The sequence below is a fragment of the Clostridium sp. genome (assembly GCF_030532265.1).
Lineage (GTDB): Bacteria > Bacillota > Clostridia > Clostridiales > Clostridiaceae > Clostridium.
Genome location: NZ_JAUNLM010000018.1, coordinates 18,672 through 39,197 on the forward strand (window position 1 = coordinate 18,672; position 20,526 = coordinate 39,197).

Consider the following 20,526-nt stretch of genomic DNA (forward strand, 5'->3'; position numbering starts at 1 on the left):
TTTGGATTTTAAAATTAAAGAAATAAAAACTAATCTTACTCCTTTTGATATATATAATTTATTTAAAGATGAAAAAAATAGTGTGTTTTTAGATAGTTCAAAAGAAGATGAAAATTTATCAAAATATTCTTTTATAGGGTTAAATCCCCTTGAAATATTTGAACCTAAAGCTTTTAATGATCCATTTTTAGAATTAGAAAAAAGAATAAATGATAAAAAAATTAATTTTAAAAGTGATATACCACTTATTTGTGGATATATAGGATACATATCTTATGATGCAGGAAGACTTATAGAAAAGTTACCAAACACTTCAAAGGAAGATTTTAATATTCCTAATATGAGATTTATACTTTATAACAATATAATAATTTTTGACTTATTAAATAATAAATGTTTTATAACGGCTCTTGAAAATAAAGAAGAATCAATAAATGAAATTGAAGAAAAAATATTAGGTGGAAGTAAAATAGAAGAAAAATCTTTTATGGAAGGTAATAATAAATTTTATTCAAATTTTACTAAAGAACAGTATATAAAAGCTGTGAAAAGAATGAAAGATTATATAGTAGATGGTGATATATATATAGCCAACATGACTCAAAGGTTTTATTGCCATTGTACAAAGGATTCTTTTGATATTTATAGTCATTTAAGAAGTATAAATAAGGCTCCGTTTTCCGCTTATTTAAATTATAATGACTTTCAAATTATAAGTTCATCTCCTGAAAGATTTATACAAATCAAAGACGGAAGAGTAATAACTAGACCTATAAAAGGAACAAGACCTAGGGGAAAAAATAAAAATGAAGATGATTTTTATAGAAAAGAGCTTGAGAATAGTGAAAAGGATAAAGCAGAACTTTTAATGATTGTTGATTTAGAAAGAAATGATTTAAGTAAGGTTTGTGATAAAAATTCTGTAATTGTAAGTGAACTATTTAAAATAGAGGAATATGCTACAGTATTTCATCTTGTTTCAACAATAGAGGGAAATTTAAAACCTGAAAATTCAGCTGTTAAGTGTATAAGAGAAGCTTATCCAGGTGGATCTATAACTGGAGCACCAAAGATAAGAGCAATGGAAATAATAGAAGAACTTGAAGGAATTAAAAGAAATTTATATACGGGAATTATAGGATATTTTGATTTAAGAGGAAATAGTGATTTTAACATAGTAATAAGAACTATATTAAAAAAAGATGATAAGGCTTATTTTGGAGTTGGTGGTGGAATCACCTATGAGTCTAATGAAGAAGATGAGTATGAAGAAACTATTCAAAAAGCTAAGGCTTTAATGAAGGTGCTTAAATGAGAAATATAATAATAGGTGATGGAGATATAAAAATAGATAACGGAATATTTTTTGGTGCTGGAGTATTTGAAACAATCTTAATAAATAATGGGGCAAAATTTTTAGAATTTCATATGAAAAGACTTAAAGAAGCACTTAATGTTTTAAATATAAAAGAAATATCTTTAAAAGAAGAAGAAGTTATATTTGAGTATATAAAAAGTTTGAAATGTAATAATAAAGCTTTAAAAATAACAGTTACAGAAAAAAATATAATTATAACATTAAGAAATAATACATATACAGAAGATATGTACAAAAAAGGACTAAGTTTAAAAATATCTAATGTACTTAGAAATTCAACATCTATAATGCCAAAAATAAAATCAGTAAATTATATAGAAAATATAATTGAAAAGAGAAAAGCGATAGAAAATGGTTTTGATGATGCATTATTTTTTAATGAAAAAGGATTTTTATGTGAAACAGCAGTAGCAAATATATTTTGCATTAAAGATAAAAAAATTTATACTCCTAATTTAAAAAATGGTCTTTTAAATGGTACCGTTAGACAATGGATAACTAAAAATTTCAAGGTTTATGAAGAAAACATAAATTTAGAAATGTTAATAGGCATGGATGAAATATTTTTAACTAATAGTTTAGTTGGAATAATAAAAGTTAATAGAATAGATAATTTTAACTTTGATAAAAATAAATTTATAGATATAATAAGTGATAAATACAAAAGTGAAATTTTATAATAATGGGGGCGAAGGTATTTTATGAATAAAGAAAAGATAATTGAAGGGGTAAAACTTATATTAGAAGGTATAGGGGAAGACCCAAATAGAGAGGGATTATTAGAGACACCAGATAGAGTATATAGAATGTATGAGGAAATATTTTCAGGATTAAATAAAGATGGAAAAGAATATTTAGAAAAATCATTTACAGTTGAAAATGATGATTTAGTTATAGAAAAAGATATAGTATTTTATTCAATGTGTGAACATCACTTAGTTCCGTTTTTTGGGAAAGCCCATATAGCATATATACCAAATGGTAAAGTTGCAGGGCTTTCAAAACTTGCAAGAACTATTGATATACATTCAAAGAAACCACAGCTTCAAGAAAAACTAACTTCAGAAGTGGCAGATGATATAATGAAATATTTAGATGCTAAAGGTGTTATTGTAATGATTGAAGGCGAGCATACTTGTATGACAATGAGAGGTGTTAAAAAGCCAGGTACTAAAACTATAACAACTTCATATAGAGGAATGTTTAAAGAAGATAGGGCACTTAGAAGCGAAGCTCTTTCACTTATGAAATAGAGGTACTTTAATGGATAAAGTAAATGAGATATTAAGTAATGATTTATTTAAAAAATCTATAAAAGAACTAGAAAAACTGGAAGAAAAAAGAGAATTCTGTAAGCATGATATGGAACATAGTTTAGATGTAGCAAGAATTGCATATATAAAAATACTTGAAGAAAATTTAAATATTTCAAAAGAACTTATATACGCAGTAGCATTATTACATGATATAGGACGAGTTCTTCAATATAAAGAAGGTATACCTCATCATGAAGGAAGTGTAATAATAAGTAGAGAAATATTAAAAGATACATCATTTAGCGAAGAAGAAAAAAATATTATAATTGACGCTATAAAAGAACATAGAGAAGATTTAGCAAAAAGTGATTTTCAAAAAATAATACAAATAAGTGATAAGTTATCTAGAAACTGTTATAATTGCAAAGCTTATAATAAATGTTATTGGAATTATGAAAAGAAGAATCATATTATAAAATATTAAGACTTAGGAGTGATATAAATTGAGGCTTGGAAATAGAGAGTTTAATTTAGGTGAAAGAACATATATTATGGGAATATTAAATGTTACTCCGGATTCTTTTTCTGATGGAGGAAAATTTAATAGTATAGAAGCTGCACTTAAGCAAACAGAAAAATTAATAAATGATGGTGCAGATATTATAGATATTGGTGGTGAATCAACAAGACCTGATGCAAAATTTGTTGGTGTAGAAGAAGAGATAAAAAGAGTTGTTCCTGTAATAAAGGCAATAAAAGAAAAGTTTGATATTCCAATATCAATAGATACATATAAAAGTGAAACAGCAGAAGCTGCAATAAAAGCTGGTGCAGATATAATAAATGATGTATGGGGATTTAAAAGAGATAAAAATATGGCAAATGTTGCAGTTAAATATGATGTCCCTTGTATTTTAATGCATAATAGAGAAAATACAAATTACAAAAATATAATGAAAGATATGATAGAAGATTTAAATGAAAGTATAGAAATTGCAAAAAGTGCTGGTGTTAAGGATGAAAAAATAATATTAGATCCAGGTATAGGCTTTGCAAAAACTTTAGAAGATAATTTAGTAGTTATGAATAATTTAGAAAAAATAAAAGATATGGGATATCCAGTTCTTTTAGCAACATCAAGAAAATCTATGATAGGATTAACTTTAAATTTGCCTAAGGATCAAAGGGTTGAGGGAACTATTGCTACAACTGTAATTGGTATTATGAAAGGATGCGAGTTTATTAGGGTTCATGATGTATTAGAAAATAAAAGAGCTTGCATAATGACTGATGCTATAGTTAAGGCAAAATAGAAAAGAGGAATTTATATGGATAAAATACACTTAAAGGATGTAGAGATATTTGCAAATCATGGAGTATTTGAAGAAGAAAAAAGATTAGGGCAAAAATTTATATTCGATATAGAACTTGAATTAGATCTTTCTGTAGCAGGAAAAACAGGAGATTTAAATTCTTCAGTTCATTATGGAGAACTTGTTTATGAAATTGAGAAAATAGTTTCAGAAAAAAGTTATGATTTAATAGAAACTGTTGGAGAAAAGGTTTGTGAACATATATTATTAAAATATAGAATGATTAAAAATGCAAAGGTTAAGGTTAAAAAACCTTGGGCACCTATTGGTAGACATTTAAGCTATGCAGCTATTGAAATTAATAGAGGATGGCACGAGGCTTATATTTCAATTGGAAGTAATATAGGTGATAAAGAAAAAAATTTAATAGAAGCAATTAATAATTTAGAAGATATAAAAGGGATTATTATAGATAAAGTTTCAAGTTTTATAAAAACTGAGCCATGGGGACTTAAAGAGCAAGATGAATTTTTAAATGGAGCTATTAAAATAAAAACTGTACTTTCTCCAAGAGAACTTATGGAAGTATTATTAAATATAGAAAAGACTATGAAAAGAGAGAGAATAGTTAAATGGGGACCAAGAATAATAGATTTAGATATTATTTTTTATGACGATTTAGTAACTGATGATGAATATATAACAATTCCACATCCAAGAATGGAAGATAGAGAATTTGTTCTTAAACCTCTTTTAGAAATAGCACCAAATAAAGTTCATCCATTAACTAAAAAAAGAATATTTAAAATGATTGAAGAATTATAAAAATAAGATGCAATGAGGTAACTCTTTGCATCTTATTTTTTATTTTGAATATATGAGCAAAAATCATATAAATTATAATGAATTGGAAGGTTATCCATGCTAATTATATCTTCATTGATTCTACCATCAAATGGATATAACTTAGCAAAAGTTTTATTATATATTTTAAAAATGTATTTATTTTCTCCTTCATTAGAATCATTAAAATTAATTATTAATTTAAATTTTTCTTTTGATTTAAAATCATCAGTTTCTTCTTCTAGGAAGTTACTATTATCTAAAGAATCAATAAAATTTTTAAGAACTATAGTATCCTCTTCATCTACTGAAAAATATTTATAAATATTTGTATCAAAAACTTGTAAAGTATATTTTTCTCCATTAGATAGTTTTTCTTTTATTTGATTATAATAATAATTTTTACTTTCATTTTCTTCAAAATGAAAATACCTTGGAGAAAAATTATAAGTACAACCTTGTAATAGTAGTAAACTTAAAAACAATAACATAAATTTAAAAGGTTTTAACAAAAAAATACCTCCTTATCTTTATAAATAAGTTTGAAATTATATTCTTTAATAACTTATTCTAATCTATGTAAATTTAGAACATTTTATAATTTACTGAATATAATATAATAAATTTTAATCCTTGGAGGTATTTTTATGAAAGTTGGTATAGATATAGATAATGTTGATATTTCCAGGGCAGTAATTAATGAACTAAAAAACGAAGGATATTATGTAGTAAATATGTCTTTAGATAAGTGTGAACCTATAGGTCAAGAAGTTTTTAAAAAAGCTATATTAGCAAACTCAGCAAAATTAGATTTTTTTTTATTAATTAAAACTCAAAGTAATCAAAATAATATTCATGTTTATTATAAAAATAATACTTTGTCAAAATATTTTTCAATTAAATTTATAAAATTATTAAATAAATTTGGTATTAACAATTTAAGAATTAATAAAGGTGAAGAGTTTTATTTAATAAAAAATATAAAGGCTCCTACTGTAATTATAAAGTTAAATACAGATAATAAAAAAATACAAAAAGATGAATTAATAAAAAGTATACTTTATTGCATAGAATGCATAAAAGATAAATATTTTTAATATTAACTTTAAATATGTTTTAAGTGAATGTTGATTTTAATATGAGCTATAAATTATTTAATTTTGAAAGTATTATATTAAAATCAACACTAGTTTAAAACATAAATGAAAAATGAAACAGTATAAAAAGAGAAAAAAATATATCTAATATTTTGGGGGAAGTATATGAGAATAATAGCAACTTTAGGGCCAAGTATAAAGGAAGCATGGGTAATAAAAGAAATTATAGAAAGCGGAATAAATACATTTAGATTTAACTTTTCTCATGGTTCAATAAATGATTTTAATGAAAAATATAAGATTATAAAAAATATAGATGATAAGGTAGAAATAATGGTAGATTTGCCTGGAAGTAAAATAAGAATTTCAGATAGTTTACCATATATATATAAAATTTATAACGGAGAAGAATTAATATTTTGTGGAGAAGATACATATGTAAATGAAGGATACTCTATAAAAAGAGGAAAAAGAAGGATTATTCCATTAAATATAAATAATGAGTTTCTTATAAATAAGAATATTAATTGTATTTCAATGAAAGATGGAACTATGAAATTTAAAATATTAAATATAGATAATTCAGGGGTTCATGTTAAAGTTAAACGTGGTGGTATAGTAAGAGCGGGTAAGGGTTGTAATATTAAAAATTTTAATAGAGCAAATATTGGTTTAACTGATAAAGATAAAATAGCAATTAACTGGGCAATAGAAAATTCGGTAGATATAATAAGTCAATCTTTTGTTGAAAATATAACTGATGTAATGAATATTAAAAATTATATAAATGAGTTAAATATAGATAATAAAATAAAATTATTTTCAAAGTTAGAAACACCAAAAGGTATAGATAATTGTGTTAATATTTCAAGAGTGGTTAATGGAGTAATAATTGGTAGAGGTGATTTAGTTCCAGAAAGTGGTCTTATAGAAGTACCAATATATCAAGATAAAGTATTTAAGTTATTAAAAGATTATAATGGTGAACTTATAATAGGAACACATATATTAAATAGTATGAAACAAGGAAAGTCATCTGAACTTGCAGAAGTAGATTGTTTATATAATTTAATGAAAAATGGAGCTAATGGATTTTTATTATCTGGTGAAACATCAGTAGGAAAAGCACCGATAAAGACAGTTAAATTTTTATTGGAAATTTTAGAAAGGTATAAAAGGAATTTTAATTATGAGTAAAAGTGAAAAAGATGGCAATAATATTAATACAAAACTACTTCAAGGGGCCTGGATTATACTTGGTGCAGGCATGTTATTTTTAATTTATACAGTCATAAAAAAATTAATTTAATTTTTTAAGCTTCTCTTTTAAAGAGGAGTATTTTTTTATTAACATTAAAATTAGATATAAGTAATATTAATAAATTTAATTAAAATAAAAATAAGCCAAATTATTTGGCTTATTTTTAATCATTTAATACATTCCAACCTATTGAAGCAACACCGTGTTCTAAACTTAAAACACCTATAATTCGCTCCATTATCATATCACTTTTTGACATACTCATAATTTCAGCTTTAACTCTGACCTTGCTTTCATTTTCAATTTCTATGCTTTCAAGTTTTTTTAGAAAAATTTTTTCTTCGTTAACCATTTGCATAAGTAATGATCTAATGTTAAATTCTTCGCTTTCAAGACATTTTATACTTATACCATACAAGTATTCACCATCATTATTAGAAGATTTTACATGATACATTTTTTTAGCAATTGGTCTTAAAATTATGTTTAATAAAACTATTACGATTGCTGATATAATAGCATATATTAAGTTACCTGTGCTTGTAAGAATACCAACTGCCGCTGTACACCAAAGTGTTGCTGCTGTATTTAATCCTCTAATATTAAAGCCATCTCTTAAAATAACTCCTCCACCTAAAAAACCAACTCCAGTTACAACCTGTCCAGCAATACGATGATTATCAACACCAACTGCAATATAAGAATACATTACAAATAGGCAAGCGCCAACACATACTAATACATTTGTTCTTATACCTCCAGCAATAGTTTGCCTATATTGTCTTTCTAATCCTATAATAAAACCTAAAACTATAGCTACTAATATTCTTATTGTAAAGTCTAAAACTGTCATGTAACCACTCCTTGAAATATAAAATAAATTAATAAATATTAAAATAAATAATTATATAATCAATTTACCATAAAACAATAGGTGGTTTAATAAATTTTAAAAAAATATAAAAATTTATTTTAGTAATTAAAATCGATTTTTATATTTTTTTATAGAAGATACAACAGGTAATGAAATTGCAATAGCAATTCCAGCTGAAACGAATCCATTTAGTGTTAGTGCAATGAATGTAGAATTAGCTGCAAATTCACTTATTCCAAGAACTCTAATATATTCATAAAAATATAGTATATATATTGCGGAAAGAACACCTATAGTATTAGTAAAGGATCCTATAAATGTTGCTATAATTATTTTTAAAGAGCCTTTTTTTATGACTTTTAATAATTTTATAGTTAACCAAGGAGTTATTCCAATTAATATTCTTGGTAATACTGAGACTAATGGATTTAAGAATATAAAAGAAACTGGTGTAGGAGATTTTATAGCTTGAAACATGCTAGTTAATCCAAATATAAGACCTAAAAAGCCACCTATTATTGGGCCTTCTAAAATAGAACCTATTATAACAGGTATATGCATTATTGTAGTATGAAATGGTGGTATAGGTATAGGGATATAACCTAGACCTGTAATACCAAACATTATTAGTAATGATGATAACATACCGGTAATTGTAATTTTTCTCGCTTTAAATTTTTTTCTTTCTTGTGATTTTTCCAAAATGTTCATCCTCCATTCTTATTCCTTATAGGATATAAGTTGAATTTTATTAAGTTAGTAAGAAATAAAAATTAAACATTATTAAGTTTAGTTACAATAAAAGTATACTAACTAAATTTAACTTTTATTTACAAGGAAAATTATATAATGTATTACTTATTATTACAATAAAATATTGTTAAAAAATAATCAAACTATTTTGTGAATTTAAGGTTAAGTTAGAAATAATCTAATATTAGGTAAATGTAAAATAAATATGAACTGTATGAAAAAATATATTTGAATTAATAAAATTCATACTGTATACTGAAGGTTGTTTTAAAAATGAGCATTATTTTATATAAAGCAAATTTAATAAATAATTGATTATATAACAGGGGGATAAAAGATGAAAAAAGGATATAAGATATCAATAGGTGTGATTATTGTTTTTATAATTTTAGGAATAGCATCTTATTTATTTTATAATAATTTAAGTGCAAGTAATGCATTTAAAGAGGGAACAGAATTTATTGATGAAGGAAAGTATGATAAAGCTTTAGAAAAATTTAATTTAGCATTGAATTATAAATTAAATTATAAGAAAGTTTTAGAAGAAAAAGAAATGATAGAAGAATATTTGTGTTCTAAAAAATTATTTAATGAAGAAAAAATAAAGGAAGCTAATGAAGAAATAAATAAAGTTAATAACAATTACAAGGAAATTAATAATTTTAAAGATGATGTTGATAAATTAAAAGTTGAAATAAATCATTCAATAGAAAATATGAATAATATAAATAAAATTAAAGAATTAATAAATAAACAAGATTTTAATAATGCTAAGAGTTTGATTAATAATATAGAAAAAGAAAGTTTAAGTAAAAATCAAAAAAATCAAGTTAAAGATTTAAAAGTAAAAGTTGATTCAGAATTAAATAAAATAGAGAATGAAAAAAGAAAAATAGAGGAAGAAAGAAAAAAGCAAGAGGAAGTAAAAAAAGAGAAAGAAATAAAAAATGAAGAAAACATAAATAAACAAAAAAATAATAATATCCATAATAAGGTTATAAAAAATAAAGAAAATAATGAATCAGAAAAAGCCAATAGTAAAGATAGAGCTATTAGTTTAGTTAAGAAATTAACTTCAGGATATACTAATTTAGATTATAATGGAATGATAAATATAGATAATAGAATATATCATGAAGTTGTAGCTAGTGGTGAGGGGTATGGAAGAGCTACATATCTTGTACCAGTAGAAAAAACTAATGAAGTCTATGTTGTTGTAAGAGGTGATGGAGGCAAACCAGATTTATATTTAGCAAGTTATTAGTAAAAGTTGGTTTATTACAGAAAAATAGTTTATAATTTATTAAATAAGTAGTATAAGTTATAATTATGATTTTATTAATTATAATAAATTATAACAATAAAAATTAGAGTAAATACAATATGTATTTACTCTTTTTAACTATTTTCTAAAATTTCTTTAAAAACTTTATTATGCTCAGTATCTTTACTTAGTGCTTGAATAATCTTTATTATATGATGTTCTGTTAATAATTCTTTAGAATATGTACATGAACATAAAATATAAGCTTTAATTATTCTATAAGTATTTATAACAACTTTTATGCTAGCACCTAAATTCATTCCTTTATTAAAAGGTATTATATCTTTAAAAATTTGATTTACTAAGTAATTTTCAAAAATGTAGTTATAATTATCTAGGTTAATTTTATTTAAATTTATATTTTTAAAATCTTTCTCTATTTTTAATATGTCTTTTCTTAATTTTTGTAAAAAAGATTTTATCTTAACACCAATAACATTATTAAATAAATTATCACTTAAAATTAAATTATAAAAATCAGTATTTTCAGTAAAGTTACTTTCTTTTAGTGAATTAAAATTAAAATTTTCATCATTTAAATTTTCTAGAAATATTTCTATATTATAAAAATCATTATTATCTCTTAATTTTTCAAGATTAGAATAAAAGTTTTTAAGAATAGAAAGTCTTTCTTCAATATTAAAGTTTCTATTTTGCATAATATTTATAGATATAACCCTTATATCCCAAAAATATTGTAGTAGACTATCACTTCCAATAAAAGCTTCGCTATCTATCATTCTTCGTATTTCAATAGAATTTTCATCTATAATTTCAGATGTTTCTATAAATTCCATTTTATCTTTATTTAGAAATGCTTTTTTGCAAACTTCTTCACAAGAAGGAATTCCACTTTTTTCATATATATTATCGATAATATTAAATACTCTAGGATATCTTCTACAAGTTATTGATAAATTTTCTTCACCACAATTTCCGTGAATATCACATAGCATACTATCATTTAAAAAGGGACATTTATTTGTATTTTCTATAATCATAAATCCATAATTAAATGAATCATTACTTTTTTTATTTTGTATATATTTATCCTTAACTAAAAGTTTAAGTTTATCCTTGCTATTTTCATATTTATTAAAGGTATATTCATCTATGTTTATATCCCAACCAGCACAGCAAGTATCAGTACAGTTTGGACCTATACATTTAAAGTTAGCCATATATTTTGGCATAAAGAAATTTAACTTCAAAACTAACACCATCTTTCTTAGATAAAAATATAATTTATTTAAGTATTGTAATTATGTATCAAATTATATTTTCTAATTAATTATTAGTTTTGACTAAATTTAATATAAGATTACAGGTTCTCTTTTAAATATTTTATATTATCATCTTTATCTTTAGTTTGTTTTAAGACATACTTTAATATTTTAGCATTTATTTTTATAAAATAATATAATAATATTTAATAAAATAAGAATTATGTTTGTTGTAACTTATTTATATAGATGTATAATTTATTATAAAGGTAAAGCATTAAAATAAATTATTTGATTGACTATAAATTTTTTATAGATTATAGACATTAAAATTATAAAATATTTAATATTAATGTAAGTATTAAATGAGATAATGATGTAAAAGGAGGTAGTATGAATAAAAAAAGAAAACAAATGCAAATAAGACGTAGAATAACATCATTGACAATACTTGTTTTACTATTATTTTTCGGGACAAAGCTTGCATTTTCTATAAAAGATAGGGTAGAGAAATTACAATATCCTTATAAGTATGAATCTATAGTAAATAAGTATAGTAAAAAATATAATTTAAACCCATTATTTGTTTTATCAGTCATTAAAGTTGAAAGTAATTTTGAAGAAAAGGCAAAGTCATCTGTAGGAGCTATTGGCTTAATGCAAATAACAGAAGAGACTGGAAAGGAAATTGCAAATAAAATAGGATATAGAAATTTTATGGTAAATGATTTATATAATCCAGAAATTAATATAGAATTTGGGTGTTTTTATTTAAAAGATTTATTTAAGGAGTTTAATGATAGGGATTTAGTTATTGCAGCATACAATGGAGGAAGAGGGAACGTTAACAATTGGCTAAGAGATCAAAAATATTCAAAAGATGGAGATAATCTTCATAATATACCTTTCCCTGAAACTAGAGAGTATGTTGAAAAAGTAAATAAGGCATATAAAATGTACAAAAAGATTTATGGTAATGAAGAAAAATAATATATTGAAGCAAGTATTGAAAGTCAGTAATGACTTTCTTTTTTTATAAAAATAAAATTATCTTCAATATATTTAGAGATTTTGTATAAATTTTAAAATAGGTATTTTAGCTATTTAAAAGAAAAAGTAAATTAAAAATTTAATTTATAAATTATGATATAATATTTTATTGAATAAGGAGGTGGGGTGTATTTGAATTTAGAAATAATGCAAAAAGGGATGATAAGATTAAGCTCTTTATATACAAGAACACAAGGAGAAAAACTATTAAAAGAATCATATATAAAAGATTTAAAAGGAAAAAATATAGATAATATATATCACATATATGGTAAAGTTTTAAATGATAATAAAAGTAGCATATATAGAACTCATATAAAAATTAATAATAAAACAGATAAAATAATTGATACAAAATGTACTTGTGAAACATTTAAAGAAAATAGAAAACAGATAAAAAATTATGTTTGTAAGCATATAGTAGGAACATTTTTTGCCTTTTATAGTGTTGCAAAGAAAAACATAAAAAAGAAAGAAGAAAAATTAGTAAGTAAAAAAGATGAAACCTTAGAAAAATGTTTAAAAAGTAAAAGGTTTTTATCTTTAGATATAATAATAAAATGTATTGTTAATGATGGAATAAAATCATTTCAATGTGAATTTAAGATAGGGGTTTTAGGTACTCATTTAATAACAGACATAAAAGAATTTATAAGAAAAAGTGAAACTGAAGAGTATATAAAATTTAATGAGGCTTTTACCTATAATAAGAATAAAGATGAGTTTATAAAAGAAGATAAAGAAATAATTGAATTTATAAAGAGAAATAAAAATAGAGCAAACGGAAAATGCTTAAAATTATATCAAAATGAGATAAAGGATTTTTTAAAATTAATACATAAAGACAAGAAAATAATATTGAATTATAATTTTATAAATTATGAAGTTAAGGTAAAAAAGATAAATGTACCAGTTTCATTAACAGTAAGACTTAAAGATAATAAATTTATTTTAAGACATCATAATAAATTTCCTATTTTACTTAATAATTATGGTGATGTAATGTTATTTGATAGAAACATTTATTTACCAAAAGAAAAACAATTGAATTCTTATATACCTTTATATAAAAAATTTATTAAATCTAGTGAATTATATTATGATAAATCATTACATAGTTTAAATAAATTATTAGAAGAACTTAAAAATATAACTAATAATGTTGTATTAGATGAAAATATAAAAGAATACAAAAAGAATTTAATTAGGCCTAATTTTTATTTTTATAAAGAAAAAGAAAAAATATATTGTAATGTAAAACTTAATTATTCAGGATATATAATTGATTTAATAAAAAATCAAGGTGATAATAGTTTCTTAAGAGACTATAAAAAAGAAATATTAATAAGTATGGAGCTTGAAAAACTTAAATTTATAAAAAAAGATAAAGATTTTATGTTTATAGGAACTGACGATGATATATTTAATCTTTTAAATATAGGATTTAAAAGGTTAAATGACATTGGAATAGTTAAAATTTCAAAGGATTTAGAAGACTTTAATTTAATAAATTCATCATCGATTCATTCAAGCTTTGAAGAATTTGATAACTTTTATACTCTTAAATATAATATTTATGATTTTACTATAAAAGAAATTAAAGATGCTATAAGCAATATGAGAAATGGAAATAAGTTTTATAAAAGAAAAAATTCTTATTTAGATTTAGAAGACCCTGGGGTTGTGCAGTTTTTAAATCTTATAGAAGATTTAGGTTTTGATAATATAAAGGAGAATGAAATTTACATAGATAAAAATAAAAGTATTTATATTAGTGAAAAATTAAAAAATAGAAACTTATCTTTTATAAAAGGTAGTAATATATTTCAGGAAATAGTTAAAAAGTTATTAAATAAAGAATATAAAAGAAAACTTGTACCAAAGAAATTAAATGGAACCCTTAGAAATTATCAAAAAGATGGCTTTAAGTGGATAAATGAAGTAACTTCATTAGGTTTTGGCTGTATACTTGCAGATGATATGGGACTTGGAAAAACAATTCAAATAATAGCATTTTTATTATCTCAAAAAAAGACAAAAAGTTTAGTAGTTACTCCAACTGCATTAATTTATAATTGGCAAGATGAATTTGAAAAATTTGCACCTACAATTAAAGTTGGTTTAGTACATGGAAACAAAAATACAAGAGAAAATATAATAAATAATTATAAAAATTATGATGTAATATTAACTACATATGGAACACTTAAAAATGATGAAGAAAAATATAAAAGCATAACCTTTGATTACTTTATAATAGATGAAGCTCAAAATATAAAAAATCCTACTGCTAAAATAACTGAAACAGTAAAGAACATAAAATCAAAAAGTAATATAGCATTAACTGGAACTCCAATAGAAAATAATTTAATAGAACTTTGGTCAATATTTGATTTTATTATGCCAGGATATTTATTTAGTAAAGAAAGGTTTAGGGAACGTTTTATAAATACTTCTAATACAGAAGAATTAAAATCTCTTATAACACCATTTGTACTTAGAAGAGTAAAAGAAGATGTTTTGGATGAGCTTCCTGATAAGGTTGAAAAGAAATACTTAGTTGAACTTAATAGTAAACAAAAGAATATATATAAATCATATGTAAAAGAAATAAAAAATAAAATAAAACAATCTAATGATATAAATTTATTTTCATATTTAACTAAATTAAGAGAGTTATGTTTAGACCCATCCCTTGTAATTAAAGATTATTCTTTTAAAAGTTCTAAGATTGAAGTTGTTAAAGAAATAATAGATAATGCAAAATCAAATAAAAAGATACTTTTATTTTCACAATTTACATCTGTTCTTAAGAATATAGAATATGATTTTAAAGAAAGAGGAATAAAGTATACATATTTAGATGGAAAAACTTCGGCAAAGGAAAGAGTTGATAGAGTTAAATTGTTTAATGAAGATAAGGATATAAAAGTATTTTTAATTTCATTAAAAGCTGGGGGAGTAGGTTTAAATTTAACATCAGCTAATTTAGTAATACATTTTGATCCTTGGTGGAATCCAGCCATTGAAGATCAAGCGACAGATAGGGCCCATAGATTTGGACAGAAAAATATTGTAGAAGTAATAAAACTTGTAGCAAAAGATACGATTGAAGAAAAAATTGTGCTTATGCAAGAAGAGAAGAAGGAACTTATTCAAAGTCTTATGGATGGAAAAGTTATGGATGGACAAAAGCTTAAGAAATTAACAGAAGAGGAAATAATGAAGTTATTTGATTAATAGTATTTTAGAAAATAATATAAATTATTAATAATATGAAGTAATTTACAATATGAAATGAAGCATGTTTAAAAAAGAAATATAACATTTATAAAGCAAGTGTTTTTAAGACTTTAAGGGTAAATTTTAAAAAATTATAATTAAATATGATTTAAAATAAGAAATATTTATATAAAGTATTTCTTATTTTTTTATATACAATTTGAACATAATTTTAAAAGAGTGTATAAATAAAAATAAAATAAAAATAAAATTAATAATAATTACAAATTAAATTAAAGAAAATCTAACAGTTTTAACATAGCCTTTTGAATATGATAATTTTACAATATAAGTGTAAGAGTAATTGATAAATATACAGGAGGTACAAAATGGAAAACGAAAATGGATATAGTAAAAAAGTCCAGAATATACTTATGGTAATGTTTTTATTGGGAATATTCATAGGGGCTATGGACGATGGAATTGTTTCACCAGCAAGAACAATTATAGCAGATGCTTTAAATGTAAGTGCGGATGTTTCAATTTGGATGATTACAATATATACTTTAGTTTATGCAGTTGTTATGCCTATTTCAGGAAAATTAGCTGATAGATATGGAAAGAAAAAATTATTTGTAATATCAATAGCTATATTTGGTATAGGTTCAGCATTAAGTGGAATTTCTGATTACTTAAATAGTTATTCATTTTTAATTGTGGCTAGAGTAATACAAGCTGTTGGTGGTGGTGGAATAATGCCAATTGCAACAGCATTTATAGGAGAAAGTTTTCCAAAGGAAAAAAGAGGTAGTGCACTTGGAATTACTGGAGCAACTTATGGAATAGCAACAACACTTGGACCTACAATTGGTTCAGCTATACTAAATTTATTTGGTAATGATAACTGGGGAATATTATTTTTTATAAATGTTCCTATATGTATAATAGTGTTATTAATATCAATAAAGGTAAAAATACAAGAACCTAAATATACAGATAGAAAGCTTGATGTTAAGGGAAGTGTAATTTTATCTTTAATGATACTTGGAATTATGTATGGAGTTACTAATTTAAATTTCCATGATTTTTATAGTTCAATAACATCAACAAAGGTATATCCTTATTTAATAATATTTGTTGTATTATTACCTATATTTATATATTTAGAGAAAAAAGCAGAAGATCCAGTATTAAATTTAAATTTCTTTAAAAATAGAAATATAGTTATAACTTTAATAATGGCTTTTGTAGTAGGTTGTGGAATGATGAGTGTAGTTTTTATTCCACAATTTGGAGAAAATGTTCTTAGAATACCTCAAGGATCAGGTGGTTATTTAATTACTATAGTGGCACTTTGTTCTGGTATGGCAGCACCTATTGGTGGAAAATTTATAGATAAGTTTTCAGCTAAAGCCGTACTTTTAGTTGGATTTACATTTTCTATAGTAAGTTCTTTGTTACTAGCATTGAATGTTTGTAAGACCAATAGTGCTCCAATGTTATTTATAGCCCTTATATTAATGGGTATAGGTATGGGATTAACAATGGGAACACCACTTAATTATTTAATGCAAGTAAATGTTAAGAAAACTGATGCAAGTTCAGCTCAAGCAACAGTATCATTAATAAAAAGTTTAGGTATTGCTATTTCACCTAATATATTAGTTAATTTTATAGCAGTTGCAGGAGATAAAATGCCATCAAAGTTAATGGAAGTTATGCCACCAATTAAGGGTATGACAGGTAGTATGTCACAATCAATTGGTAGTGGTGATGTACCAAGACATATATTAAACTCTTTTCAAAATGCAGATGTTACAAGTATAGCAAATGTAATGAAAGAATTTTCAAGTTTTATGTTTGATAAGGCAAGACCAGCTATAGAAAAAAGTTTAGTAGGTCACATTCCACCAAATGCTGATGTAAATGTAATTTTTAACAATATGAAGAATGACTATATACATCAAGTTGAGGCATCTAAAGTAGCTATACAAAATACATTCCAACAAACATTAAATAATGGTTTTTTAGGATTATTTGTTACATTAGCTATAATAGCTGCAATAGGTTTTTGTGTAGCACTTTTCTTAAAAAAGAAAAATGAAGTTGTAGAATAAAATTAAATTTTAGAATTTATTTATGTAAATATTAATTAAAATTAATAAATATTTTAAAATCAATAATTTAAAAAAGAATTAGGTTAATAACCTAATTCTTTTTTATTTTATATTACAATAGGTTTAATTATAAGATTTTTAATATTAAATGAAGAAAATAAGACTTAATTACTTTAAAAGCTAAAATTTAATAAAATATGGCTAAAAATTTGAAAATAAAAAAATAATATGATATAGTATATAGGCATATAGTGTATTTATTATATTTTTTAATAAATAATAGGAATTATTATATATAATAAGTAAAGGGGATGAAATTATGTTTAAGTTACCAAATTGTCCAAAATGTAATTCAGAATATACATATGAAGATGGAAATATGTTTGTATGTCCAGAGTGTGCTCATGAATGGAATGAATCATCAGATAATGGAAGCAATGAAGATATATTAGTTGTTAAAGATGCAAATGGAAACATATTAAATGACGGAGATTCTGTAACTGTAATTAAAGACCTTAAAGTAAAAGGAGCTTCATCAGCACTTAAAAAAGGTACAAAAGTTAAGAATATACGTTTAGTTGAAGGAGACCATAACATTGATTGCAAAATTGATGGATTTGGCGCTATGCAATTAAAATCAGAATTCGTTAAAAAATTATAATTAAAATAATTGATATAAAAGGTTAGGAAGATTCCTAGCTTTTTTGTTATATAATTGTTTTATATGTTTAAATTAAATATAAGAAATATTATATAAAATAAGATAGAAGATAGAAGATAGAATTATATACTGTAGATATAATTATATATTATAAAAGAATATAAAAGAATATCTAAATGAATTTTGTTTTAAAGAAAAAAGAAAGTAGTAGGTTAAAATGCGTAAGATTTTGAGAGAACATTTTAATCTACTACTTTTTTAATTTATAAATAAAGGTTTATTTATGAGCTAATTTATTAATTACATTCTAATTTTTTTCTTCTAAGTTTTCTGATTTTCTTTTCTTCACCATAAGCAACTACTAGAAGTAATATTACACCTATGATAAGTGCTGCATAGAATACAACGAAAACATCATTCCAACCGTGAAGAGTTGTACCAAATACTGTTATACCTGATGATTTTGGGTCAGCAATTTTTGCAAGTGCAACTTTAGCTGTTGAATCACCAAAAAGATATCCAAATGTTCCACTTAATCCGTTAGTTACAGTTGTTGCTTTCTTTGGTGTAAAGCCTACTATTGATACACCAATTAGAAGTTGTGGTCCAAATATTAATGCACCTAAGCAGAATAATGATACATTTATCATTGTAACGCTAGTAGCATATCTATATCCAAGTACAGCAAATGCAGTGATTCCTAATAAGAATGCTGCAAGAACAGCTCTTCTTCCTTTTAAAAGGTCAGATACATATCCCCAAGTCATACTTCCTAAAAGAGCACCCATTTCAAAATAGAAAATTGTATCAACGGCATCACCAATTCCAAATCCTAAGTGTTCAGTAACATAAAGTGGTGCCCAGTTATCTATTCCAATACGTACTATGTATACGAAAACATTTGATACGCAAAGTACCCAAATCCAAGGATTCTTTAAAACGTATTTTTTGAAAATTTCAAATTTAGTCATTGATTCACTTTCGATATTATCTTCATCTACAGGTTCACCAAATATTTCTTCAGCTCTATTCCAACCTAATTCTTCAGGTTCATCTTTACCAACAAACATTAAGACAACACCAACTATAAGTGCTATTATTGCAGGGAATATAAACATACCTGCAACGTTTCCATGGAAGAAAGTATTTGCACCCCATAGAGCAAGTATTCCAGCAACAGCTCCACCTATATTGTGAGACATATTCCAAAATCCTAAATATCTACCTCTTTTAATTGTTGGAGTCCATCTTGAAATAGTTGAGTAAGCTGCTGGACCTCCTGGAGCTTGTAAAAATCCACTTAATCCCCAAAGTAATAATATAATTCCTGATGGTTGCTTACCAGCAAGTAATAAAAGTCCTATTACTAATACTATAGTTGCTGCCATAGCTAATAAAAATGAAACTATACGTTTTGCATTTCTACCATCAATTATGTATCCTAATAAAGTTTTACCTATTGCATATGTAATTGAAAAACCGAATCCTATGTATCCAAGTTCAGATGTAGTATACCCTAGTTGTCCTTTTAAAAGTGGTTGTGCTGCTTTGAAGTTATTTCTAATTAAATACATACAAGCATAAACAACAAATACAACAAAGAACGCTTTTAAAAATTGTTTTGCCCATTGTTTTCTTTGAACTTCTATTGGAACAGAAACAGGTTTTTTGTTAATACTAAAAAATTTGCTTATTGTGTTCATATAGACCTCTCCTTACTTAATTTAATTTTTTTTAATAAGTGTACAGTAATAAATCCTGGAAAATGTTTTCAGAAAACATTTACAGATGTATAATAAAATAAAATATAAACAAAAAAATCTCTAAAATGTTTCATAAATGTAACATTTAGTTTTGAGGTTTATGAATGAATTTAATATTGATATTATATGATAGTTAATTATGATAAATTAATTGCAATTTAAGGGTTATATTAAAAAAATATATATATAAAAACGTTTTCTTTAGGAAATATAATAAAACGTTATTTCTTTGAAATATATTTAGATTATTAGTATTTATAACTATTTCAAATTAATATTCTTAAAATTTATGGATTTACGTATTTTCTAGTGAAAATATTTATTGTAAAAAAATAAAGGTTTCTTCGAAGGAGTAAATTAAATTTTGCATAAATTAAGGAGTATTTATTAT

General features: G+C 23.8%; 18 protein-coding genes. 13 read left to right on the forward strand and 5 right to left on the reverse strand.

What is annotated here, in order from left to right:
* Position 1: 1 nt before the first annotated feature.
* Genes pabB through folK form a run of 6 tightly spaced genes read left to right on the forward strand, consistent with a single transcriptional unit; the run spans position 2 to position 4,772 of the window.
* A complete protein-coding gene (pabB, locus tag Q4E08_RS05895; RefSeq protein WP_303129342.1) occupies positions 2-1,315 on the forward strand; it encodes an aminodeoxychorismate synthase component I in 1,314 nt (437 codons plus the stop codon).
* Complete coding sequence (locus Q4E08_RS05900; RefSeq protein WP_303129344.1) at positions 1,312-2,058, forward strand: aminotransferase class IV; 747 nt, start codon at positions 1,312-1,314, stop codon at positions 2,056-2,058. The genes pabB and Q4E08_RS05900 overlap by 4 nt, the downstream gene beginning before the upstream one ends.
* A 21-nt stretch (positions 2,059-2,079) precedes the next feature.
* Complete coding sequence (gene folE, locus Q4E08_RS05905; protein ID WP_303129346.1) at positions 2,080-2,631, forward strand: GTP cyclohydrolase I FolE; 552 nt, start codon at positions 2,080-2,082, stop codon at positions 2,629-2,631.
* 10 nt (positions 2,632-2,641) lie between these two features.
* Positions 2,642-3,118 carry an HD domain-containing protein gene (locus tag Q4E08_RS05910; RefSeq protein WP_303129348.1) on the forward strand — a complete coding sequence of 159 codons (477 nt, stop codon included), beginning with the start codon at positions 2,642-2,644 and terminating at the stop codon, positions 3,116-3,118.
* A gap of 19 nt (positions 3,119-3,137) precedes the next feature.
* Positions 3,138-3,947, forward strand: a complete 810-nt coding sequence (gene folP, locus Q4E08_RS05915) for a dihydropteroate synthase (protein WP_303129349.1) — start codon at positions 3,138-3,140, stop codon at positions 3,945-3,947.
* A 15-nt stretch (positions 3,948-3,962) separates the two neighbouring features.
* Positions 3,963-4,772, forward strand: coding sequence for a 2-amino-4-hydroxy-6-hydroxymethyldihydropteridine diphosphokinase (folK, locus tag Q4E08_RS05920; RefSeq protein WP_303129351.1), 810 nt, complete (start codon positions 3,963-3,965; stop codon positions 4,770-4,772).
* Between the two features lie 32 nt (positions 4,773-4,804).
* Here the strand turns inward: folK and Q4E08_RS05925 are convergent, their stop codons facing one another.
* A complete protein-coding gene (locus Q4E08_RS05925) occupies positions 4,805-5,302 on the reverse strand; it encodes a DUF4883 family protein (RefSeq protein WP_303129353.1) in 498 nt (165 codons plus the stop codon).
* Between the two features lie 135 nt (positions 5,303-5,437).
* On the opposite strand from Q4E08_RS05925, the gene Q4E08_RS05930 reads away from it, so the two are divergent.
* Together Q4E08_RS05930 and Q4E08_RS05935 are read left to right on the forward strand one after the other, a co-directional pair.
* Positions 5,438-5,887 (forward strand): N-acetylmuramoyl-L-alanine amidase, encoded by a 450-nt coding sequence (locus Q4E08_RS05930; protein ID WP_303129355.1) that lies wholly within the window; start codon positions 5,438-5,440, stop codon positions 5,885-5,887.
* A 165-nt stretch (positions 5,888-6,052) separates the two neighbouring features.
* A complete protein-coding gene (locus tag Q4E08_RS05935) occupies positions 6,053-7,084 on the forward strand; it encodes a pyruvate kinase (RefSeq protein ID WP_303129356.1) in 1,032 nt (343 codons plus the stop codon).
* Positions 7,085-7,311: 227 nt separating this feature from the next.
* Here the strand turns inward: Q4E08_RS05935 and Q4E08_RS05940 are convergent, their stop codons facing one another.
* Positions 7,312-8,001 carry an MgtC/SapB family protein gene (locus Q4E08_RS05940; RefSeq protein WP_303129358.1) on the reverse strand — a complete coding sequence of 230 codons (690 nt, stop codon included), beginning with the start codon at positions 7,999-8,001 and terminating at the stop codon, positions 7,312-7,314.
* Between the two features lie 126 nt (positions 8,002-8,127).
* Positions 8,128-8,724: an ECF transporter S component gene (locus Q4E08_RS05945; protein ID WP_303129360.1), complete on the reverse strand. Its 597-nt coding sequence runs from the start codon at positions 8,722-8,724 to the stop codon at positions 8,128-8,130.
* Positions 8,725-9,112: 388 nt separating this feature from the next.
* Here Q4E08_RS05945 and Q4E08_RS05950 point away from each other — a divergent pair, with 388 nt between their 5' ends.
* Positions 9,113-10,039 (forward strand): hypothetical protein, encoded by a 927-nt coding sequence (locus Q4E08_RS05950; RefSeq protein ID WP_303129367.1) that lies wholly within the window; start codon positions 9,113-9,115, stop codon positions 10,037-10,039.
* A 134-nt stretch (positions 10,040-10,173) separates the two neighbouring features.
* On the opposite strand, the gene fliB is transcribed toward Q4E08_RS05950, so the two are convergent.
* Positions 10,174-11,310 (reverse strand): flagellin lysine-N-methylase, encoded by a 1,137-nt coding sequence (gene fliB / locus Q4E08_RS05955; protein WP_303129368.1) that lies wholly within the window; start codon positions 11,308-11,310, stop codon positions 10,174-10,176.
* 405 nt (positions 11,311-11,715) lie between these two features.
* Here fliB and Q4E08_RS05960 point away from each other — a divergent pair, with 405 nt between their 5' ends.
* The 4 genes from Q4E08_RS05960 to Q4E08_RS05975 all read left to right on the forward strand — a co-directional run bounded on the left by Q4E08_RS05960 (position 11,716) and on the right by Q4E08_RS05975 (position 18,372).
* Positions 11,716-12,312: a lytic transglycosylase domain-containing protein gene (locus Q4E08_RS05960; protein ID WP_303129370.1), complete on the forward strand. Its 597-nt coding sequence runs from the start codon at positions 11,716-11,718 to the stop codon at positions 12,310-12,312.
* A gap of 186 nt (positions 12,313-12,498) precedes the next feature.
* Positions 12,499-15,612, forward strand: a complete 3,114-nt coding sequence (locus Q4E08_RS05965) for a DEAD/DEAH box helicase (RefSeq protein ID WP_303129372.1) — start codon at positions 12,499-12,501, stop codon at positions 15,610-15,612.
* Positions 15,613-15,983: 371 nt separating this feature from the next.
* Positions 15,984-17,711 (forward strand): MFS transporter, encoded by a 1,728-nt coding sequence (locus Q4E08_RS05970; RefSeq protein ID WP_303129378.1) that lies wholly within the window; start codon positions 15,984-15,986, stop codon positions 17,709-17,711.
* Positions 17,712-18,030: 319 nt separating this feature from the next.
* Positions 18,031-18,372, forward strand: coding sequence for a zinc ribbon domain-containing protein YjdM (locus Q4E08_RS05975; protein ID WP_303129380.1), 342 nt, complete (start codon positions 18,031-18,033; stop codon positions 18,370-18,372).
* A gap of 296 nt (positions 18,373-18,668) precedes the next feature.
* Here Q4E08_RS05975 and uhpT read toward each other — a convergent pair whose 3' ends face one another.
* A complete protein-coding gene (gene uhpT, locus Q4E08_RS05980; protein WP_303129381.1) occupies positions 18,669-20,075 on the reverse strand; it encodes a hexose-6-phosphate:phosphate antiporter in 1,407 nt (468 codons plus the stop codon).
* Positions 20,076-20,526 lie beyond the last annotated feature (451 nt).

Bases quoted from the DNA above. Each gene is read 5' to 3' on its own strand.
- Q4E08_RS05900 (WP_303129344.1), top strand. From the start codon at position 1,312: ATGAGAAATATAATAATAGGTGATGGAGATATAAAAATAGATAACGGA.
- folE (WP_303129346.1), top strand. From the start codon at position 2,080: ATGAATAAAGAAAAGATAATTGAAGGGGTAAAACTTATATTAGAAGGT.
- Q4E08_RS05910 (WP_303129348.1), top strand. From the start codon at position 2,642: ATGGATAAAGTAAATGAGATATTAAGTAATGATTTATTTAAAAAATCT.
- folK (WP_303129351.1), top strand. From the start codon at position 3,963: ATGGATAAAATACACTTAAAGGATGTAGAGATATTTGCAAATCATGGA.
- Q4E08_RS05930 (WP_303129355.1), top strand. From the start codon at position 5,438: ATGAAAGTTGGTATAGATATAGATAATGTTGATATTTCCAGGGCAGTA.
- Q4E08_RS05935 (WP_303129356.1), top strand. From the start codon at position 6,053: ATGAGAATAATAGCAACTTTAGGGCCAAGTATAAAGGAAGCATGGGTA.
- Q4E08_RS05940 (WP_303129358.1), bottom strand. From the start codon at position 8,001: ATGACAGTTTTAGACTTTACAATAAGAATATTAGTAGCTATAGTTTTA.
- Q4E08_RS05950 (WP_303129367.1), top strand. From the start codon at position 9,113: ATGAAAAAAGGATATAAGATATCAATAGGTGTGATTATTGTTTTTATA.
- Q4E08_RS05960 (WP_303129370.1), top strand. From the start codon at position 11,716: ATGAATAAAAAAAGAAAACAAATGCAAATAAGACGTAGAATAACATCA.
- Q4E08_RS05970 (WP_303129378.1), top strand. From the start codon at position 15,984: ATGGAAAACGAAAATGGATATAGTAAAAAAGTCCAGAATATACTTATG.
- Q4E08_RS05975 (WP_303129380.1), top strand. From the start codon at position 18,031: ATGTTTAAGTTACCAAATTGTCCAAAATGTAATTCAGAATATACATAT.
- uhpT (WP_303129381.1), bottom strand. From the start codon at position 20,075: ATGAACACAATAAGCAAATTTTTTAGTATTAACAAAAAACCTGTTTCT.